This is a genomic window from Mycobacterium sp. IDUB_24 (genome assembly GCF_055419385.1).
Genome location: NZ_JBVAXO010000006.1, coordinates 229,892 through 250,412, shown reverse-complemented (window position 1 = coordinate 250,412; position 20,521 = coordinate 229,892). Strand labels below are relative to the sequence as shown.

The following is a 20,521-nucleotide window of genomic DNA, read 5'->3' as shown; positions in this document are numbered from 1 at the left end:
CGGAGAAACCTGGCGGGAAACTCAGCCGATGAAGCGGACGATCGACTCGGCGACCGCAGCGGGCTTGTCCGAACCCTCGATCTCGACCGTCACCGTCATGGTGGCCTGCACCGCGCCGTCGAGTTGCGCGACGTCGGCGATCGCCGCACGCGCCCGCACGTTGGCCCCGACGCGCACCGGCGTGATGAACCGAACCTTGTTGTAGCCGTAGTTGACCGCCAACTTCACATTGTCGACGCGATACAGCTGATGAGTGAAGTGCGGCAACAACGACAGCGTCAACAGACCGTGCGCGATGGTGCCGCCGAACGGTCCACCGGCCGCCTTCTCGGGATCGACGTGAATCCACTGATGGTCATCGGTCGCGTCGGCGAACAGATTCACCCGATCCTGGGTGATCTCCATCCAGTCGGTCGGGCCGAGCTCGCTGCCCGCTGCCGCCACGAACTCGTCAAGACCATTGAAGACTTTCACGCTCACTCCTCCCGAACCGTGGTCAGAAGACTACGGTCTGATTCCCGAACCGGATTACGCGGTCCTCACAGTGCCATAGCACCGCCCGCGACAACACCAGCCGTTCGACATCGGCACCCAGTCGCTGTAGGTCACCGACGGAGTGGCGGTGGTCCACCCGAACCACGTCCTGCTCGATGATCGGGCCTTCATCGAGATCGCCGGTCACGTAATGCGCTGTCGCGCCGACCAACTTGACCCCGCGCTCCTTGGCCCTGCGGTACGGCGCCGCACCGATGAACGCCGGCAGGAATGAATGATGGATGTTGATCAGCGGGCAGCCGACGGCGTCGAGGAACTCGGGAGTCAGGATCTGCATGTACCGAGCCAGCACCACCAGATCGACGTTGCCACGCAACAACTCCAGCAGCCGCTGCTCGGATTCGGCCCGGTTCTCGCGGGATGCCGGGACGTAGAGGAACGGCACTCCGAAAGCGCGGACCTGATCGGCGAGGTCGGGATGGTTCGAGATGACCATCACCACCGACATGTCGAGTTCACCGCGCCGGTTGCGCCACAACAAATCCAGCAGGCAGTGGTCCTCACGGGAAGCCATCAGTGCCACGCGCTTGGGTTTGGAGGCCTCGGTGAGACGGAAGTCCATTGCGAACGGCTCGGCCACCTGCTGCCTGAAATCACGCTCGAGGTCGTCGCGCACCGCGGCCAGGCCCGGCAGATGGAAAATCGTGCGCTGGATGAAGGTGCCACCCGTCTGCTCGGTGGAGTGCTGATCCAGCGACACGATGTTCGCGCCGGCACCGGTGAGGAAGCCGCTGATCGCCGCAACCAGGCCGGGCCGGTCTCCGCACCGCAACAACAGCCTGCCGACATCGCGAGCCGGCAGGGCGGTGGTTTTCGGGTACTCCTGTGTCATCGACACCAGAATCTCATCTCGGCTCCCCCGGCGACACACAACCCGCCAATGCGCAGCCGATCCGAAAGGCCCGGCACCTCGCCAAGTCGACCGCCATTCACCGCGATGCACAATCCCACTAAGGGCTGGCTGAGAACCGTCACAGCAAAAGTCTGCGCCGCCGCCCGAGGAACACCCATTCGACACCTACGTCAATTGAAAATTTTTGCCAGACTCGCGATCAACGGCGATATTCGGCATAAATAGCGACTATCGAATTTGCCAAATTTGCATGTACCGGTGAGTAAATCGGTGATGCCCCGGCCGAATTCATCCCACGACCAGACAAGATTTCTCGGCTCGCTGGAATTCCACTGCGAGGCGGCGCAATACTCATCAGACGTATTCGCAACACCTCGCCGCACACCAAAATCAGCCGTCCAGCCGGAAGGAACGGCTGACCGACGAAATGGATTCCAGATGACCGCTCCCCAACTCGATGCCGTCGCCCGCCGCAACGTGACATTGGACGAAAGCCCAACCTGGTGGGACCCCGACAGCGAGTGCACGATCGTCGTGGCCCGCCCCCTCGCCGAGCGCGAACTGTGGAACGAATATGTTCGCGGAGCCCGGTCCAACTACCGCAAGCATGCGGTGGAGCAGGCTTTGGATCTGAAAGCCTTACGAACAGGCGAGGATACGGCGTTGTTCTGTGTCGGGATCAACAGCTCAGGCCAAGTTGTCGGCGGTCTGCGGGCCAAAGGGCCGTATCGGAGCGTCGATGAAAGCCACGCCACCGTGGAATGGAGCGGACAGCCCGCGCTCGACGCGGTACGCAAAATGATCGCCGACCGCCTGCCCTTCGGAGTGGTCGAGATGAAGACCGCCTGGGTGTGTGACGACCCAGAACAGAGTCGCGCGCTCACCGATACGCTGGCGCGCATGCCGCTGCATGCAATGACACTGTTGGACATTCAGTTTGGTATGGCCACCGCGGCCGCCTATGTGCTGAAACGCTGGCTGTCATCCGGCGGAGTGCTTGCCGCGAAGATCCCGGCGACGCCGTATCCAGACGAGCGGTACCAGACCAAGATGATGTGGTGGGACAGCAGAACTTTCGCCAACCACGCCGATGCAGGGCAGCTGTCGCGATACTTCGCCGAAGCCCAGCGAATCGGCGCGTACCCCCGAGCCGCCGGCTTCGACGCCCTCACCGCCGCCGGGGCGCAGCGATGATCCCCGATAACACCGATCCCGATCAATATCGGGCGATCTTCGTCGACGGCGGAGATCAAGGCGCAGATCATTCCGGTAGCACCCTCGACCAGTTGCGCCGGGACCCGCGTATCACCGTCATCGATGAATGCGGCCAGCAGCAGGCCGCATTGCGCACGCTGGTGCCTGCGGTCGATACCGAAATGCTCGACGAGCCGACCAGATGGGCGTACTACCCATGGCGTCGATGCCTGGTCCACATCCTGGGCCCGGCGGCATTCAATCGGTTACGCCTGGATCGCAACCGCAATCTCATCAGCGCCGAGGAACAAGGGCGGTTGTCGCGCCTGAAGATCGGCGTCATCGGCCTCAGCGTCGGACATGCCATCGCCTACAACCTCGCCACCGAGGGATTGTGCGGCGAAATCCGCCTCACCGACTTCGACGAACTGGAGTTGGCGAACCTCAACCGGGTGCCGGGCACCGTGTTCGATCTCGGTCTGAACAAGGCCGTCGTGGCCGCACGCCGGATCGCCGAGACCGATCCGTACATCGACGTTCGTATCGATCGCCACGGTGCGGTGCCGGAGTCCATCGATCACTTCCTGCATGGCCTCGACGTGGTCGTCGAGGAATGCGACTCGCTGGACGCGAAAGTCCTTGTCCGCGAGGCTGCCCGAGCCCGGCGGCTGCCGGTGCTGATGACCACCGGGGATCGTGGGCTGCTCGATGTCGAGCGGTTCGACCTCGAACCCGCACGGCCGATCCTGCACGGTTTGCTCGGCGACATCGCCGCCCGCGACCTGGCCGGGCTCAGCAGCAAGGACAAGGTGCCTCATGTCCTTCGGATTCTCGACGCGCCCGAGCTCTCACCCCGGATGGCGGCATCACTGGTGGAGGTCGGCAAGACGCTGAGCACCTGGCCCCAACTCGCCGCGGAGGTCGTACTCGGGGCGACCGTCGTCGCCAATGCCGTGCGGCGCATCGGCCTGGGCGAGCCGATGCCGTCCGGGCGGGTGCGCGTCGACGTCGCCGACGCGCTCGACCGCATCGGCGACCCGCTCTCCAGCGGGTCCGCACCCCCACCCGCATCCGTTCCCACGGAAGTCTGGTCCGAACCGACGGGGCTGGCAGACATCCTCACCGACGCCGCGACACGCGCGCCATCGGGCGGCAATGTCCAACCGTGGCACATCGAGGCGAGTGACGACCGGATCAACCTCCGGTTGGCGACGAAGTGCACCACGGCGATGGACGTCGGGTACCGCGGCAGCGCGGTGGCGCTGGGAGCAGCAGCGTTCAACGCCAGGGTGGCCGCCGCCGCACACAACCTGACCGGGCACGTGCGATGGTCCCGCGGTGACGAGGGCACACCCTTGTACGGAATCGCGGAGTTCGCCCCGGGCAGTGCGCCGGAGCTGGCCGAGCTCTATGAACCGATGCTGGCCCGCGAGACCAATCGCCTCCGGGGCACCTCGGCGCCGATCGCCGCCGGCGTGCTCGACAGCCTGCGCGCCGCGGCCGGCAACGAGGGTGCCGAACTCACGATCCTCGACGAACCGGCCCAGATCGAAACCGCCGCACGCATACTCGCCGAGGCCGACCGGATCCGCTATCTGACGCCGACGCTTCACCGGGAGATGATGTCGGAACTCCGCTGGCCCGGCGATCCGGCGTCCGATACCGGTATCGAGGTGACGACACTCGGTTTGGACCCGGCCGACATGGTGGTGCTGGACATCCTGCGCCGACCCGAGGTGATGGCGAAGTTGTCGGACTGGAACGGCGGCGCGGCGCTCGGCGACGACACCTACGAACGGGTCACCTCGAGCTCGGCGCTGGCGATCGTCACGGTCCGTGGCCGTCGGCTGACCGACTACGCACTGGCGGGATCGGCAGTCGAGGCCGTCTGGGTCGGTGCCCAACGGCACGGGCTGGCGGTTCAACCGGTGTCGCCGGTGTTCCTCTACGCCCACGACGACCGCGACCGCCAAGCGCTCTCGCCCGACCACGCCGATGCCCTGCGCGACCTGCAGTACGCTTTTCGCAGGTTGGCCGGCACCGAGCGCGACGAATTACAGGCGCTGGTGCTCAGGTTGTCCTACGCGCCGCGTCCGACCGTACGCAGTCGGCGCAGGGCCCGGGCGGGCTCGACGCCACAGTACGGCTGAGGCGGGTGCTGAGGTATAGGCGGAGGTATCTGGTGTCAGGCAGCCTCGAACTGCTCGTTACATCGGTTGCCACGCAATTGATGGCGGTTGACGCCGCGACCTCGGTCACGGTCAGCCAACAGGTGCTGGCCGAGCTGGTCTCGTTCTTCGACGTGGATGTGAGCTTCCTGCGCCACAACGATCACGAGGCGCACGCGACGCGACTGGTCGCCGAGTGGCCGCCGCGTCCGCAGGACACACCGACCGACCCGATCGCGATCATCCACTTCGCCGATGCCGACCCGGTGTTCGCGATGGCCGAGCACCTCAAGGAACCGGCCGTGTTCCGGCCCGAGCCGGCCACCGACGACTACCAGCGCACGATCGAGGCCGGACGCCACATCCCGAGCACCTCGATGGCCTGCGTGCCGCTGTTGTCCGCCGACGTCACCACCGGCGTCCTGGGGTTCGTCAAGTTCGGCGACCGTGAGTGGCTGCCCGCGGAACTCAACGCACTCAAGGCGATCGCCTCATTGTTCGCCCAGGTGCAGGCACGTATCGAGGCCGAGGACCGGTTGCGTTACCTCGCGGATCACGACCACCTCACCGGGCTGCACAACCGACGTGCGCTCATGGCCCACCTGGAGGCCCGGCTGGCACCGGGCCAACCCGGTCCGGTCGTGGTGATGTTCTTCGACCTGGACCGGCTGAAGGCGATCAACGACTATCTGGGCCACACCGCCGGAGATGCCTTCATCAGCATCCTGGCCGAACGGTTACAGCGCGGCGACGACCAACCCAAGCTCATCGCGCGACTCGGTGGTGACGAGTTCGTCGTCGTCCCTGCGGCATCGATGACCGTCGAGGCGGCCACCGCACTGGCCTACCGACTCCAATCGGTGCTGCGCGAGCGGGTGACCATCGACGGCGAGATGCTCACCCGCACCGTCAGCATCGGCCTGGCCGAAGGAATGCCGGGCCGGGACTCCACGTCCGATCTGCTCAACCGGGCCGACCACGCGGTGCTGACCGCCAAGAACTCCGGCGGCAACCGGGTGGCGGTGTTCTCCGACGCAATGGCGATGGAGATCGACTTCCGCAACGACATCGAGTTGCACCTGCAGAGCGTGATCGAGAGCGGCGCGCTCGTGTTGCACTACCTGCCCGAGATCGACATGCGTACCGGCGAGGTGCTGGCCGCCGAAGCCCTGGTCCGCTGGCAGCACCCGACCCGAGGCCTGCTGTCCCCCGACTCGTTCATCGGTGTGGCCGAATCCATCAACCTGGCAGGCGAATTGGGGCGCTGGGTGCTCCGGAACGCGTGCGCCGAGTTCGCCCGGTGGCGGTCCAACGGTGTCGGCCGCAACATCGTGCTGCGGATCAACGTGTCCCCGGTACAGCTGGTGACCGACGGATTCGTCGAATCTGTGGCCGGCGTCATGAAGGAGTTCCGTCTGCCCCGCGGATCGGTCTGCTTGGAGATCACCGAGAGCATCGTGGTGCAGGACATCGAAACCACCCGCTCGACACTGACCGGACTGCACAAGGTGGGCGTGCAGGTGGCCATCGATGACTTCGGCACCGGCTACAGCGCGCTATCGCTGTTGAAGTCTCTGCCGGTCGACACCCTCAAGATCGACCGCAGCTTTGTCGCCGGACTCGGTTCAGATCCCGGTGATCTACCGATCGTGCGTGCGGTGATCGCCTTGGCCGGAGCTTTCGGGCTCCAACTGGTGGCAGAAGGGGTGGAGACCGAACGTGCTGCGCTGACGCTGTTGCGGCACGGCTGCTACCGCGCGCAGGGCTTCCTGTTGTCCAGGCCGATTCTCGGCCAAGAGATGGCCGCGCTACTTGCGAGGGGGCGGGTACCGGTGCATTTCTCGGCCGCGCCGCGCATGTGACCGACCCGACTCACGCTTCGAGTCGTGCGTCCCACCGGAGCTGCAATAGCCCGATCCCGCTTCGCCCTGCCCGACCTCCAGCAGTTCCACCCGGCCGAATCTGCTCGCGCTGTAACCGACCAGGCCCACCTGCAGGAGTTTGCCGGGTTCGATGAGCTGAGCAGCCGTCGAGGTCGAGGCACCATGAAGTTCCGTCGATACGGCCACGCCGTGATGAGCCCGCAGGGTCAACGGACCGTCGGCGGTATCGAGCACCGCGCCCAGCACCTCGCCCTCCTCGAACACGAGGCGCTGCAGGGTGGCGTTGTCCACGATCGGGATCTGCCGGTCGCGTACCTGCGCCGACAACCAGTCACCGAGCACCGCTGCGGTGCCTGCGGCCGGGTCGGCCTCCAGCGTGCCCAGCATCTTGACCTGGATCTCCTCACCGGTGCCGGACGTCATCGAGGTGGTACCCCGGTCTGCCAACCGCGTGTAGAGCACGCCGTAGGGAGAAGTCAGGCATCGCTGTGCCCAGTCCTGCAGCCGAGCACCGTAGAACGGCGCGATCCGACCACGTCGGGAAACCGGGGTCCATTCACTGACCGCGCGGACCGTCAGGGCGGGGTCGTACTCGGCGTCGGCGAGAGGTTGCAGATCCGCAGAGAGGGCATCGAAGTATTCACGGGTCTCGGGATCCTCGATGCCCACGCCCAACCACGGTGCCTCCGGTCCGGGCGTCACCGATCGAGGGACACCCGGACGCACGATGTGCACGTCAAGCCCGGCATCCGCCGCCGCGACGGCCGCGGCCAACGCTCCCAAGCCCGAGCCACAGCAAACGACGTCGACTTCGTCATCCCACATCGGCTAGCGCCACTCCGACTGAACCATGGGGCGCATGATCAAGATCGAACGATCTTGGTAGACACCAGAATTTGAGGTCGCCATGGCCCGCACCGGGATTCGAGGGGGATTGCCGGTGCAGGCCATGGCAACGTTTCCAGGATAGCCCTTGGCTACTGCCGACCGCCAAATGGTGGCGCTCGCCACAGCGCCCGCGGCCGTGGCGAACGCCACCGCCGGGCGGGCAACCCGCGACGAACCAAGAGTTATCACCCTAAGCACGATACATACCTTTAGAATGTTATGCACGTACGGTGAAGACTTTGAGTCTGCTGGTGGCGACGATGAAATCAGACCGCGGCCGCCTGCCGACCAAAGCCAGGAAGGCCCCGTGGTGACCGAGCAGCTCGACCGGCGAGCAGAGCTGACCCGCCTCCAGATCCTGCAGGCGGCAGCGCGACAGTTCGCCCACACTCCCTACAGCCTGGTCAGCCTCGACGACATCCTGGCCGATGCCAACGTCACCAAGGGCGCGCTGTACTTCCACTTCCGGTCCAAGCACGCACTGGCCGTCTCGATCGTCGAACATCGGACCGAGCGCGCCCAGAAGGCGATCGAGGACGTCCTGGCCCGCAACCTGTCCGGAGCGGAGACGTTGATCGATCTCTCTGCTCTGGTTGCCGCCGAAGACATCGGCGATCCCGTCGCCCGCGCATGCCTGAACCTCGTCGAATCCATCGGCCGGGCCGATGACCTGGGCCCGCGGGTGCTGAACGAATGGGTACAGGGCTTCGCCGGTATCGCCAAACGGGCAATCGGCGAAGGCGATTTCACCGCCGACACAGACCCCGAGGCGGTCGCCCGGTTGCTCGTGTCGATATACCTGGGTGTGCGTCAGACCAGTGACCTCGACGATCCACCACGGTTTCTCACCGACCTCGAACACAGCTGGCTGCTGGCGATGGCCGGGTTCGTCGAGCCGGACCGGCTCGGCTACCTCAAACAATTCATCCGACGTCGCACCGCAGTGGGCATCAAGAAGGTGGCACCACTGCAACACCGCCCAAAGTGATAGGAACGCCACAATGGCACGCCAGGCTCGATCCGAGCTGACCCGGCAGAAGATCATCACGGCCGCTGTCGACCTGTTCAGCGCGCACGGCTACCCGGCAACAGGGCTCGGCGACATCATCGCGCAGGCCCAGATGACCAAGGGCGCGCTGTACTACCACTTCGATTCCAAGGAGTCCCTGGCCGAGGCGATCATCGACGACGGCGGCACCGCCTTACTGACCACATTCCGCACCATCGCCGAATCCTCTTCCCCGGCTTTGGAAAACACCATCCACGGATTGTTGGTCGTGGCCGACGTCACCCGCTCGGACAAGGTCGCCCAGATCGGCATGCAACTGCTGCGGACGTTCAGCGGTATCAATCCCGCCGCTTCGCGGGTGTACACGACCTGGCTCGACGAGCTCACCCAACAGTTGACCCAGGCCGCCGATGAGGGCGACCTGAGAGAAAACCTGGATGTCGTGAGCGCCGCCGAGGTGATCCTGGGCTCCATGCTGGGGGCCGAGGCACTGGCACGGGCCACCACGACCGGCACCGACCTGCGCGAACGCGTGGCCCGAACGTGGGATCTGCTGCTGCCGGCAATCGTGAGCCGGGAGTCGCTGGACTACTTCCGCGAGTTCCTGGCACGCGAATCGCTGCGGCGGGCGAAAGCCGCGGGATAGTCCTACAGCTCGTCGGCCCACAACTGCTCGGTGAGGTCCTCGAACGTCGCCAACGCCACCGGATCATCGCCCCGTAACAACGCCGATTTGCTCATCCGCGCCCGCACGATCGACCCGTCGTGATGGACGAGATCTACGAGCAGGCCGGCATTGGCCCGCATCACCGACACCGCCGACGCGTCGGCGGGGAGCGAGTGGAACACCTCAGCAAACGGCATGTTCTTGACCGCGTCGGCACCGCGGCCCACCATCTCGCCGAAGGCACTGTTCGCGAAGAGGATGGTGCCGTCCTCGGCGATAGCCAACACCGGCACCGGGAACCTCTCCAGCACCACCAGGGCAGGCAGGTTCTGTAGCAGTGTCATCGGAGATTGGGGGTCCTGACCGCTTTGGCGACGATCCACGCCCTCGATTATCGCCCGTGGCCGCCGCCGGCACCACCACCGCCCAGCAACGTCGCGTCCGAACGGGGCGGCCGCACGTCGCGGGGTGGCCTGCGCCACTTGACTAACTAGGTTTACTCTGTGGAGCGACACCAGCAGACAGGGGCAGGCATGGACCTGAAGTGGTCGACGAGCGACCAGGAATTCCGCGACGAGGTTCGCAACTTTCTCGCCGAGAAGCTGACTCCCGAACTCCGCCGCGCGGGTCAGTTGATGACCAGTGTGTATGCCGACCACGACGCCAGCATGGACTGGCAGAGGATCCTCCACGAGCGGGGATGGGCCGCCCCGGCCTGGCCGGTGGAACACGGCGGTTGCGATTGGAGCCTGACGCAGCACTACATCTTCAGCCGCGAATCGACCCTGGCCGGCGCCCCGTCGCTCTCGCCCATGGGCATCCGCATGGTCGCTCACGCGATCATCAAATTCGGTACGCAGGCACAGAAGGACTACTTTCTTCCCGGAATCCTGACCGGCGAGGTGTTCTTCTGCCAGGGCTACTCCGAGCCCGAGGCCGGCTCGGACCTGGCCGCGCTGTCGATGGCCGCGGTGCCCGATGGCGACGACCTGGTGTGCACCGGCAGCAAAATCTGGACCACCCACGCCCAGGAAGCCAACTGGATGTTCGCGCTGGTGCGCACCACCCGTGGCGCCAAGAAACAGCAGGGCATCACGTTCGTGCTGATCGACATGACCTCGCCAGGCATCGAGATCCGTCCACTGGTCATGACTTCCGGCGAAGAGGTGCAGAACCAGGTCTTCTTCGACGAGGTCCGGGTACCGAAGTCCAATGTGATCGGCAAGATCGACGACGGCTGGACCGTGGCCAAATATCTACTGGAATTCGAACGCGGCGGCGGCGCCAACGCGCCCGCGCTGCAGGTGCTGGGTGACGAAATCGCCGCGGTCGCCGCCGAAATGCCCGCACCGGCCGGGGGCCGGCTCCTCGACGACCCGGCCTTCAGTCGCAGGCTCGCCGACGCCCGGATCCGCACCGATGTGCTGGAGATCCTGGAGTACCAGGTGCTGGCCGCGGTCGCCGAGGGCGGCCATCCCGGCACGGCGTCGTCGATGCTCAAGATCCTGAGCACCGAACTGAGCCAGACGCTGACCGAACTGTCCATGGAGGCCGCCGGCCCGCTGGCCCGTGCCTACCAGCCGCACGCCACCTTCCCGGGCGGCCCGGTGGCCGAGTACGAGCCTCCCGCCGACGGCTATCACAGCGGAGCACCGTGGCAGGCGGTCGCCCCACTGCGGTACTTCAACGACCGGGCCGGCTCGATCTACGCCGGCAGCAACGAAATTCAGCGGAACATTCTCGCCAAGGCAGAACTGGGGCTCTAGATGGACTTCAACCTGACCAACGAACAGGAACTGCTGCGCGACGGGCTGACAAAGTTCCTGGCCAGCCGCTACGACCTGGCGTCGAGCCGTGCCGCGGCCAAGACCGGCCCCGGGTGGCAGCCTGAGATCTGGCGCGGCTTCGCCGACGAACTGGGAATCCTGGGTGCCACTCTGCCCGAGGCGGCCGGTGGCATCGGTGGCGGTCCGGTCGAAACCATGGTCATCGCAGAGGCTTTGGGCCACGCCCTGGTGATCGAGCCGTTCGTCGACACCGTGGTGGTGGCCGGTGGCCTGCTGCACCGGTCCGGCAACACGACCACCGCGCCCCTGCTGGAGCACATCGTTGCGGGTTCGGCCATCATTGCGCTGGCGGCCACCGAACCGGCCTCCGGGGACAACTGGCGCGACGTGTCCACCACCGCACGTCGTGACGGTGATGAGTGGGTGCTCAACGGTTCCAAGGTGATGGCCGTCGACGCACCGCTGGCCACGCACCTGCTGGTGACGGCACGTACCTCGGGGGAACGTGCCAACACCGACGGGATCTCCCTGTTCCTGATCGATATCGACTCGCTGACAACGGGATTCACCGCGCACCACTACCGCACGGTGGACGATCGCCGGGCATCGGACCTGACGTTCTCCGACGTCCGGTTGCCTGCCGGGGCATTGTTGGGGACCGAGGGTCAGGCCTGGCCGTCGCTGGAGTTGGCTCACGACGAGGGAGCCGCTGCGGTGTGCGCCGAAGCCGTCGGCGGGATGCGCAAGGTGCTGGCCGACACGGTCGAGTACTGCAAACAACGCCAGCAATTCGGCTTGCCCATCGGCAGCTTCCAGGCGTTGCAACACCGGATGGTCGACATGCACATGGAGGTCGAACAGGCGGCGGCAGCGGTGTATCTCGCGGTGCTGAACCTCGATGCCGAACCCGCGCAACGGGCCAAGGCGGTGTCGGCGGCGAAGGCCACCATCGGCCGGGCCGCGCGCTTCGTCGGGCAGAACGCCGTGCAGCTGCACGGCGGCATGGGCATGACCGAGGAACTGGCGATCGGTCACTACTTCAAGCGGCTCACCGCGGTCCAGTACGAGTTCGGGTCAACCGACTACCACGTCGGCCGCTACGCGGAGCTGACCCGGGGCTGAGGGTGTTGCTCGTGTTCCAGACGTCCGTAGTCTGAACCGGGTGAGTCTGCGGGGCTGGCTGCTGCTGGGCGCCATGAGCATCATCTGGGGCATCCCGTATCTGCTGATCAAAATCGCCGTCGAAGGCGTCTCGGTGCCCGTGCTGGTCCTGGCCCGCACGGCCGTCGGCGCAGCCGTGCTGCTGCCACTGGTGATGTCGCGCACCGCCTGGGCGCCGGTGCTGCGGCATTGGCGTCCCGTGCTGGCGTTCGCGTTCTTCGAGATCGTGGCGGCGTGGTATCTGCTCTCGGATGCCGAACGCCGCCTGAGCAGCTCCCTGACAGGTCTGCTGATAGCCACCGCCCCGATCATCGCCGCGGTACTCGACCGGCTCACCGGCGGAGAACGGTTGGGCGCCAAACGAATCACCGGGCTTGGGGTGGGTCTGGCCGGGGTGGCTGTGCTCGCCGGACCCGGGCTGGCCGGTGGACACGGCTGGCCGATCGCTGAAGTGCTGTTGGTGGCAACCTGTTACGCCATTGCGCCGCTGATCGCTGCACGCTACCTGGGCGACGTGCCCACGCTTCCGTTGACCGCGGCCTGTCTGACGGTCGCGGCCCTTATCTACACCGCGCCGGCGTTGATGACCTGGCCCGACCAGATGCCATCGCGGCATGTGCTCATCGCACTGGCCGCCCTGGCCGTGATCTGCACCGCCCTGGCATTCGTGGTGTTCTTCGCGCTGATCCGTGAGGTGGGAGGCGCGCGGGCGCTGGTGTTCACCTACGTGAACCCGGCCGTCGCCCTGGCCGCCGGGGTCATTGTGCTGGGCGAGCCGCTGACCGTCTACAACATCGCCGGGCTGGCGCTGATCCTCGCCGGTTCGATCCTGGCGACCCGAACACCACGGGATACCGATCCGGAGATCGAGCCAGAGGAAGTCAGCCGCGCAGGCCCGCGCTGAGCATCTCCTCGATCGACACGAACTTCACCCGCGGCCGCGCGGCCTGCACACCACGGTCCCGTTCCGCGGCATCGATCGCTCGCCAGCCCGGCCAGCTCACCGGCTCGGCACCCCGCGAGACCAACAGGGCGGCAAGCGATTCGCGGTCCTCGACATCATGGTCCAGCAGACCTGCATCGAAATCCGCCCACAGCTGCGCCACTGTCTGCTCAGCACACAGCCGGTTCGTGCCGATCACGCCACGAGGCCCACGCTTGATCCAGCCGGTCACGTAGACACCTGGCACCGGCGGCCCGTCGATGACACGACCGGACTCATTGGGCACGGTCCCGGAGTCCTCGTCGTAGGGCAGACCGGCGACGGGCAGACCGCGATAGCCGATCGAGCGCAGGATCAGCGACGTCTCGATCACCTCGGCGCCGTGCATGTCGCTGCGGACCTCCAACCCTTCGGCACGGTCGGCGCCGCGGATGGCGACCGGCGAGGCGCCGAAGCGGAACACCACGCGCTTGTTTCCAGGCGTCGGGCTGCGTTGCGCGTATTCGCGCGCGATCGCGAGCTTGAATGAGGCTTCGATGTCGTCGTGCCCGTCATCGGCGGGAAGGTCATGCGGATCCACGATGACGTCGACACCGTCGAGGTGGCCCAGGGCCAGGAACTCCCCCGCCGAGAACGCGGCATGCCCGATGTCACGTCGAGCCAGGATCACGACCTCACGAATCGTGCTGTCGGCCAGGGCATCCAGGGTGTGCTGAGCGATATCGGTGGCAGCGAGCGCGGCCCGGTCCATCAACAGCACCCGGGCGACATCGAGGGCGACGTTGCCGTTACCGACGATGACCGCCCGCTCGCCCGACAGGTCGAACTGGTGCGCGGCGTGGTCGGGATGCCCGTTGTACCAACCGACGAACTCGGCCGCGGCGTGGTGGCCCATCAGATCCTCGCCGTCGATGCCCAGTCGCCGGCTGGTGGCCGCACCCACCGCGTAGATCACCGCGTGGTGATGCGCCAGCAGCTCATCATGGTTGATGGTGCGACCAACCTCGACGTTGAAATGGCTAGCGAACCGCGGGTTGGTGAACGCCCGCTCGAAGATGTCGACCACCGACTTGGTGTGCTGGTGGTCGGGGGCCACGCCCGCCCGGATCAGGCCGAACGGCGTGGGCAGCCTCTCGAACAGATTGATCTCCACGCCGTCGACCCCGATCAGCTCGGCGGCGGCGTAGCAGGCGGCCGGCCCAGATCCGACGATGGCGACCCGCAGCGACCCCGTCTCGACCCGTGCCCTCGAAGCCGGCGCGGGGACGCTCACCGGCTCGAGCGGATGACGCTCGAAATAGGCGGCATTGAGGTCCTTGAACCGCTGCAGTTCGCCGGGCAGATCCTCTTCGTAGTGGATCGCACCGACCGGGCACTCCTCGAAGCAGGCTCCGCAGTCGATGCACGATTCCGGGTCTATGTAGAGCATCTCGGCCGACGCGGAATCCAGGCCGCCCTCAGCCGGACGGATGCAGTCGACCGGGCACACCGGCACGCAGCTGGCGTCCTTACAGCAGTTCTGCGTGATCACGTAAGCCATCAGACCTCCCCTTCCAATCTGCCGCCGAGCGTACTGGACAACTGTCCGGTTTAGCGAGCCGATAGCCTCGGCGCACCTACCCTCCAGCGGTCGACCTGCGCGGATCTCAGTATTGAAAATGTGTTGATACAGGCAGTTTCAGAAGATGATTGCCAACTCCGCCTAGGGTCTATATCTTGGACACATGTCCAGGCAAGCGGTGGCTACGGTCACTCGCCTACACGACGCACAATGTCAGCGCACGCGCATGCACCGTCGCGTCTTCGGTGCCGCGTCACAGCTCCTCGATGCGCAGACCGATGTCTCGGTGCCGGCCCTGGCCGCGCGGGCAAAACTCGCGCCCGCCGCGTTCTATGCACACTTCCCCTCCATCGAGGTGGTGTTCGCCGAGCTGTACCTGGATCGGGTGATTCAGCTGCCGCTCGACGTGGATCCCGCGGCCAGTACCACCGACCGGGTCACCGAGCAGCTCACTGCCCTCACGCTGTTGATGGCCGATGAGCCTCGATTGGCGCGCGCCTGCACCCGGGCATTGGTGAGCACCGACGATGAGATGGTCGACGATGTACGTGGGCGGATCGCCGCCGAGATCACCCGTCGGATCTCCACCGCCTTGGGCGGCGGGGCTTGGCCCGAGGTACTAGCCACGCTGGAATCGGTGTTCTGGGGCGCGCTGCTGCAGGCACAATCGGGTGCGATGAGCTACCGGCAGATGGCCCGCCAGCTCGAAACGATGGTTTCGTTGATCGTCCCTGGAGGCTGACGGGCCTACGCCGGATCACGCCATCGCAGCCAACCAACCCCGGTACTCGGTGATATCGCGACCGTGAACCGGCGCGGTGTGGTCACAGCCGAATCCGGTGATCCAGCGGCCGTCCTCGAGCTCCACCTTCCCGAGCAGCATCGGTGCGGGCAACTCAGCCAGGAACTCGCCGAGTGCGGCCGGGGACAACAGCCACCGTTCTCCGACGATCGGCGCACCGTCCTCGTCAACCCGGGTCAGGCCGGGCTTGGGCGGAACAGTGTCGAGGGCGTAGAGACGATAGTGCGGCGCGGTGGTGATCGGCCCCGCCCAACGCGCGCCCCGGCCGGTGAGCTGATGTTCCAGCGGCTGCCCGCGCAGATGCGCGCCGAACACGGCGAGCTCGGTGAGCGGCGCGCCGCCCGACTCGGGCCAGGTCCCGGCCGACGGAGCTTCGAGGAAACGGGCGGCCAGATCGGCGACGACACCGTCGTGGAAAGCCGGTGCCAGCAGGGTGATTCCGAACTGGGCACCATCGGTCACCGTCCCCGCCGGAACTGCGATGGCGCACATGTCGAAGAGGTTGCAGAAGTTCGTGAACCGGCCCATCCGGGAGTTCACCGCGACTGGATCAGCCGCGACCTCGTCGATGCGTGGATGCTCTGGAGCCGTCGGGACCATGAGCGCGTGGCACCCGGCGAGCTGCGCCAGCGCCTGACCGCGAAGTTCCTCGACCTTGCGGCGGTCACGCAACAGATCGGTCGCCGAATACCTCCCTGCCGCAGTGATGATCGCCGCCACCGTCGGATCCAACCCGGCATCAACGCCCGCTGTGCTGACGAACTCCCCGACCGCATCCCACCTTTCGGCAACCAGAGCGCCACAGTAGAGCAGCTCGGCTGCGGCGAAGAAGTCATCCATCGGAACCGTCAGGATGTCGAAACCGGCGGCCTTCGCCTGGCGCACGGAGGCATCGAAGGCGGCCCGCCATTCCTCATCAAGTCCCGACAACTCATCTGGTATCGCGACTCGGGGCGTCACCGGCGCGGCGAACGAAACATCGGCCGGCCACTGCCGTTGCGGTGCACCGGCACTCATCACGGCCATCGCCGACTGGGCAGTGGCCAGGTCAGCGGCGAAGATCGTCACACAGTCATAGCTCGCGCATGCCGGGACGACACCCACGGTGGAGACGAGGCCAACCGTGGGCTTGATCCCGACGATCCCCTGCAGCCCGGCCGGGACCCGGCCCGACCCGGCGGTGTCCGTGCCGATCGCGATGTCGGCGAACCCGAGTACGACGGCTACCGCAGAACCGGAACTCGACCCGCCCGAAATGTAGTCGGGTCGGCGGGAATCGCGCACGGCGCCATGGGGACTGCGAGTTCCCACCAACCCGGTGGCGAACTGGTCGAGGTTGGTCTTCCCGATGACGACGACACCGGCGGCCTTGAGAGCGGTCACCGCCGGTGCGTCGGCATTGGGAATGTAGCTGAAGTCCGGGCACGCCGCAGTGGTGGGTACCCCAGCGACGTCGACGTTGTCCTTGACGGCAAGCACCAACCCGGCCAGGGATCCACCCCCCGCAAGCGCCGCACGGTGTTCGGCCTCGACCTCGGCCTGCGGACGCAGGTGGATGAACACCTCCGATCGGCCGCTGTCCTCAATCTGGCGGTAGATCTCGGCAATCCGGCTCACGCAGGCTCCTTTCGTGCGAATTCTCCTGCCGCAGACCAACGCTTGCGCTCTTCGGCCCGCGCTACCTCCATCGCCGTGCGCTTCACGGCAATGTCCTCGGCGTTGGCAGCCAGGAACTGTTCGTGCTCGGCCAGCGAGAACGTTCCGTCGGTGATCTCGACCTGGCCGCGTCCGGCGGCCATGTCGGCGCGCAGGTCCAGCAGCTCCTCGGCGGACACCGGATACCACTGGATCCGGTCGAAAGACCGTAACAGCCACGGGTGTTCGGGGTCGAAACCCTGGGCCACCAGGGGGTGACGATGGTTCCAGATCTGCGTGGTGCGGCCGACGAACTGGTATCCGCCCGGCCCCTCCATCCCGTAGATGCACAGGTACGCCCCACCGATTCCGACCGCGTTCTCCGGGGTCCAGGTCCGCGCTGGGTTGTATTTGGTGGTCACCAGACGGTGCCGCGGATCCAGCGGTGTGGCGACTGGGGCACCCAGGTACACATCACCGAGGCCGAGCACCAGATATTCGGCGTCATAGACGATTCGGTGCACATCGTCGACCGAGTCCAGACCGTTCATCCGACGGATGAACTCGATATTCCACGGGCACCACGGTGCATCGGCCCGCACTCCGTGCATGTAGCGTTCGATCGCCTCCCGGGTGGACGGGTCATCCCAGCTCAGCGGCAGCCGTACGGTGCGGCTCGGCACCACCAGATCCTGTGCGGGAGGCAAAGAAGCTTCAAGCTCGGCCAGCAGCGGCACCAGTTTCGATTGCGGAAGCCGGACCGGGTCAACCTTGACCTGGAGTGAACGGATTCCCGGTGTGAGGTCGATCAGTCCGTCCGGCCGGTGCTGTTCCAGTGCATGGTGCAGCGCATGGGCACGCGCCCGCAATGCCAGGTCCAGTCGCATCTCACCGTATTCGACCAGGATGTTGTCATCCCCGATCCGGCGATAGGTGACGGCTGTGGTGCCATCCGATGAGGTTGTGCCGGAGATGATTCCGTCGTCCTCATCGCCGCCGCCGGAAAACACGGCGGGGATGGAGGCGCGCCGGGCTTGGCCTACCGTGGCGGGCGATGCCGCCGCCGACGCCTTCACCGGGACGAACCGGATCGTGGCACCGGGCGCGAGTTGGCCCAGTTTCCAGCGGTCGGCTGCGGTGACGGTGACCGGGCAGACGAACCCGCCGAGGCTCGGACCGTCCGGGCCGAGCAGGATCGGGGTGTCCCCGGTGAAGTCGAGCGAGCCCACCGAGTAGGCATTGTCATGGATGTTCGACGGGTGCAGCCCGGCTTCCCCACCGTCGGGGCGGGCCCATTCCGGTTGAGGACCGATCAGCCGCACACCGGTGCGATCGGAGTTGAAATGCACCTCGTAGTCGTGATTGAGCAGCGTGTCGATGTCGTTGCGGGTGAAGAACTCCGGCGCCGAATGCGGACCGATCGTCACCGCGATGTACCAGTGGTGACCGATGGCCGGCTGCTCCTCGAACAGGATCCGCCGACGGGTACCCGCAGGCGCCTCGGCAGTTTCCAGCTTGTCCCCCACCGCCAGCGCCCGGCCCTCGTGCCCGCCGAACCGGCCGAGTGTGAATGTTGAAGCGCTGCCCAGGTATTCATCGGCGCGCAGACCGCCGGCCAACGCGATGTAGAGCCGCAGTCCCGGGCCGTCGACCATACCGACATCCAGAACCTGACCGGCCTCGACCAGCACCGGAACCCACTGGGCAACACGCGTGCCGTCGACACTCACCCTCGTCGGGGCACCCGTGACACACACCCAGGTGTCGGTGTCGAAGCGCAACGCGGGGCCGCCCATCGTGGCTTCGAGACCGGGCGCGCCCTCCGGGTTGCCCACCGCGACGTTGGCCAGTCGGAAGGACACATCGTCCATCGGTCCCGACGGAGGCACACCGATCTGCCAGAACCCGGTCCGCCCGGGCCAGTCCTGGATCGTGGTGGCCATGCCGGGCCGGATCACCTCCAGGGTCGTCATGGGCGGGTCACGACCATCCGCACGGCTGTCGGGTCGAATCCGTTGCACGGGTTGTTGATCTGCGGGCAGTTCGACACCAGCACCAAGGTGTCGATCTCGGCCCGTAGCGACACCGCCTTGCCCGGTGCCGACAGGCCATCGACGATGCCCAGTGCGCCGTCGGGATCAACCGGCACGTTCATGAAGAAGTTGATGTTGCTGACGATGTCGGCCTTCGTCAGCCCCCACCTGGCGCCTTCGCCGACGAAGTTCTCCACACAGGCATGCTGGTGTTTGGTGTGGTGTCCGTAGCGCAAGGTGTTCGATTCCTGTGAGCAGGCCCCGCCGAGAGTGTCGTGGTTGCCGACTTCGTCGTCGATGATGGTCAGCATCGGCTCGCCGTCACTGTCACGCAGCACCGAACCGGTGGTCAGGAAGATGTTGCCCTGGGCCGCGATGGTGGCCGGGGCGCTGTACCGCACGGTGTGGTCGTCGGCCCCGTAGAACAGGGTGTCCACGGCCTGATTGCCGTGCAGGTCAACGATGGTGAGCATATCCCCGGCGCGGACGATCTTCGCCCACGCGGCGCGTGGCGCGACGATTTCATCGACGATGGTGTGGGCAGCGGTCACGGTCATCGGGCACTCCAGACATCTTCGGAATTCAGATAGGCGCGTTGGTATTCCGGATCGCGGTCACCGACCGTGGCGCCGATCTCGGCCAGATCACCCGGCGCGGACCAGGCCAGCACCTCCAGGGAACCGACGGTGAACTGCGGTGCCGGGTCCAGGGGGTGCGCGGTATTCGCCAGCGCCACGATCAGCGGCAGATGGGTGATCAGTTCGACGGCCGTGCCGGCGCCGGCTGAGCCGGTGGACACCAGCGTGCCGTCGGCTTCCACCCGGACTCCGTGGAAGAACGACACGCTGGGTGCGACGTCGCGTCGGGTCAAGCCGTTCTTGAGGGCGGCCAGCGCAAGCAGCTCACGGCCAGACGGGCTCGTCGACTCCACTTCGCCCGCACCGTACTTGGTGGCGTTGCCGGACCGGGTGGTGGTGCCGCACAGGGCATCGTGGTGGCCGGAGGTGTCGGATACCAGGGTGGCCAGCACCCGGCCTTGGTCGCTGAGCAGCGGATGTCCCGACGAAAGATAGGCCTGCCACGGAACTTTCACGGTGTCGGCGACGTTGAGCCGCTCCCAGGGTGCGTCGGCTCGCCACAGCAGCAGGTGGGCACACGCGGTGCCGTCCAGGTCACGCAACCGTAGCCGGGTGCCACGGGCCAACACCTTGCTGGTGTAGCGACCACCGGGAACCGTTTCGGCCCAGGTCAATTGCTCGGCGGTGACATTCTGCGGCGGTGTGGGCCAGGCGGAGGCCGGCACCACGGGCATCGAATCGGTGAGGGTGCCTGCCTGCGATCGGGCGTGATCGCGGGCACCGGCGGTCGTCGCTGTGGTCATC

The 20,521-nt window shown here is 66.2% G+C and carries 18 protein-coding genes; 9 read left to right on the top strand and 9 right to left on the bottom strand.

The features are described 5' to 3' along the window. Nucleotides 1-21: 21 nt before the first annotated feature. A complete protein-coding gene (locus ACZYZF_RS21515) occupies nucleotides 22-474 on the bottom strand; it encodes a MaoC family dehydratase (protein WP_463744414.1) in 453 nt (150 codons plus the stop codon). Nucleotides 475-496: 22 nt separating this feature from the next. Next, nucleotides 497-1,387, bottom strand: coding sequence for a formyltetrahydrofolate deformylase (purU, locus tag ACZYZF_RS21510; protein WP_463744415.1), 891 nt, complete (start codon nucleotides 1,385-1,387; stop codon nucleotides 497-499). A gap of 459 nt (nucleotides 1,388-1,846) precedes the next feature. Between purU and ACZYZF_RS21505 the strand changes: the two genes are divergently transcribed. The 3 genes from ACZYZF_RS21505 to ACZYZF_RS21495 are packed head-to-tail and all read left to right on the top strand — an operon-like array spanning nucleotide 1,847 to nucleotide 6,632. Further along, nucleotides 1,847-2,602 carry a hypothetical protein gene (locus ACZYZF_RS21505; RefSeq protein ID WP_463836873.1) on the top strand — a complete coding sequence of 252 codons (756 nt, stop codon included), beginning with the start codon at nucleotides 1,847-1,849 and terminating at the stop codon, nucleotides 2,600-2,602. Beyond that, entirely contained in the window at nucleotides 2,599-4,752 is a 2,154-nt protein-coding gene (locus ACZYZF_RS21500; RefSeq protein ID WP_463836769.1) for an Rv1355c family protein, read from the top strand. Before ACZYZF_RS21505 ends, ACZYZF_RS21500 begins: the two co-directional genes overlap by 4 nt. 32 nt (nucleotides 4,753-4,784) lie before the next feature. After that, nucleotides 4,785-6,632 (top strand): putative bifunctional diguanylate cyclase/phosphodiesterase, encoded by a 1,848-nt coding sequence (locus ACZYZF_RS21495; protein ID WP_463744417.1) that lies wholly within the window; start codon nucleotides 4,785-4,787, stop codon nucleotides 6,630-6,632. On the opposite strand, the gene ACZYZF_RS21490 is transcribed toward ACZYZF_RS21495, so the two are convergent. Continuing rightward, nucleotides 6,579-7,478 carry an FAD-binding protein gene (locus tag ACZYZF_RS21490; RefSeq protein ID WP_463836768.1) on the bottom strand — a complete coding sequence of 300 codons (900 nt, stop codon included), beginning with the start codon at nucleotides 7,476-7,478 and terminating at the stop codon, nucleotides 6,579-6,581. The two genes, ACZYZF_RS21495 and ACZYZF_RS21490, sit on opposite strands and share 54 nt — an antisense overlap. A 373-nt stretch (nucleotides 7,479-7,851) precedes the next feature. Here ACZYZF_RS21490 and ACZYZF_RS21485 point away from each other — a divergent pair, with 373 nt between their 5' ends. Continuing rightward, a complete protein-coding gene (locus ACZYZF_RS21485; RefSeq protein WP_463745259.1) occupies nucleotides 7,852-8,529 on the top strand; it encodes a TetR family transcriptional regulator in 678 nt (225 codons plus the stop codon). Between the two features lie 13 nt (nucleotides 8,530-8,542). Beyond that, nucleotides 8,543-9,196, top strand: a complete 654-nt coding sequence (locus ACZYZF_RS21480) for a ScbR family autoregulator-binding transcription factor (RefSeq protein ID WP_463836767.1) — start codon at nucleotides 8,543-8,545, stop codon at nucleotides 9,194-9,196. 2 nt (nucleotides 9,197-9,198) lie between these two features. On the opposite strand, the gene ACZYZF_RS21475 is transcribed toward ACZYZF_RS21480, so the two are convergent. Beyond that, nucleotides 9,199-9,561, bottom strand: a complete 363-nt coding sequence (locus ACZYZF_RS21475) for a PAS domain S-box protein (RefSeq protein WP_463745260.1) — start codon at nucleotides 9,559-9,561, stop codon at nucleotides 9,199-9,201. 189 nt (nucleotides 9,562-9,750) lie between these two features. On the opposite strand from ACZYZF_RS21475, the gene ACZYZF_RS21470 reads away from it, so the two are divergent. Genes ACZYZF_RS21470 through ACZYZF_RS21460 form a run of 3 tightly spaced genes read left to right on the top strand, consistent with a single transcriptional unit; the run spans nucleotide 9,751 to nucleotide 13,069 of the window. After that, the gene (locus ACZYZF_RS21470; protein ID WP_463836766.1) at nucleotides 9,751-10,983 is read left to right on the top strand and encodes an acyl-CoA dehydrogenase family protein; all 1,233 of its coding nucleotides are present in this window, start codon (nucleotides 9,751-9,753) and stop codon (nucleotides 10,981-10,983) included. Further along, a complete protein-coding gene (locus tag ACZYZF_RS21465) occupies nucleotides 10,984-12,126 on the top strand; it encodes an acyl-CoA dehydrogenase family protein (protein WP_463836765.1) in 1,143 nt (380 codons plus the stop codon). It begins immediately after the preceding gene. Nucleotides 12,127-12,166: 40 nt separating this feature from the next. Next, entirely contained in the window at nucleotides 12,167-13,069 is a 903-nt protein-coding gene (locus ACZYZF_RS21460) for a DMT family transporter (protein ID WP_463836764.1), read from the top strand. Here the strand turns inward: ACZYZF_RS21460 and ACZYZF_RS21455 are convergent. After that, nucleotides 13,047-14,648 carry an FAD-dependent oxidoreductase gene (locus ACZYZF_RS21455; RefSeq protein WP_463836763.1) on the bottom strand — a complete coding sequence of 534 codons (1,602 nt, stop codon included), beginning with the start codon at nucleotides 14,646-14,648 and terminating at the stop codon, nucleotides 13,047-13,049. The two genes, ACZYZF_RS21460 and ACZYZF_RS21455, sit on opposite strands and share 23 nt — an antisense overlap. A gap of 247 nt (nucleotides 14,649-14,895) precedes the next feature. Between ACZYZF_RS21455 and ACZYZF_RS21450 the strand changes: the two genes are divergently transcribed. After that, complete coding sequence (locus ACZYZF_RS21450) at nucleotides 14,896-15,411, top strand: TetR family transcriptional regulator (RefSeq protein WP_463836762.1); 516 nt, start codon at nucleotides 14,896-14,898, stop codon at nucleotides 15,409-15,411. A gap of 15 nt (nucleotides 15,412-15,426) precedes the next feature. Here ACZYZF_RS21450 and atzF read toward each other — a convergent pair whose 3' ends face one another. The 4 genes from atzF to ACZYZF_RS21430 are packed head-to-tail and all read right to left on the bottom strand — an operon-like array spanning nucleotide 15,427 to nucleotide 20,520. Further along, complete coding sequence (atzF, locus tag ACZYZF_RS21445; protein ID WP_463836761.1) at nucleotides 15,427-17,088, bottom strand: allophanate hydrolase; 1,662 nt, start codon at nucleotides 17,086-17,088, stop codon at nucleotides 15,427-15,429. Further along, complete coding sequence (locus tag ACZYZF_RS21440) at nucleotides 17,085-19,079, bottom strand: 5-oxoprolinase/urea amidolyase family protein (RefSeq protein ID WP_463836760.1); 1,995 nt, start codon at nucleotides 19,077-19,079, stop codon at nucleotides 17,085-17,087. The genes atzF and ACZYZF_RS21440 overlap by 4 nt, the downstream gene beginning before the upstream one ends. Beyond that, complete coding sequence (locus tag ACZYZF_RS21435; protein WP_463836759.1) at nucleotides 19,076-19,696, bottom strand: urea amidolyase associated protein UAAP2; 621 nt, start codon at nucleotides 19,694-19,696, stop codon at nucleotides 19,076-19,078. The genes ACZYZF_RS21440 and ACZYZF_RS21435 overlap by 4 nt, the downstream gene beginning before the upstream one ends. Then, a complete protein-coding gene (locus ACZYZF_RS21430; protein ID WP_463836758.1) occupies nucleotides 19,693-20,520 on the bottom strand; it encodes an urea amidolyase associated protein UAAP1 in 828 nt (275 codons plus the stop codon). The genes ACZYZF_RS21435 and ACZYZF_RS21430 overlap by 4 nt, the downstream gene beginning before the upstream one ends. Nucleotide 20,521 lies beyond the last annotated feature (1 nt).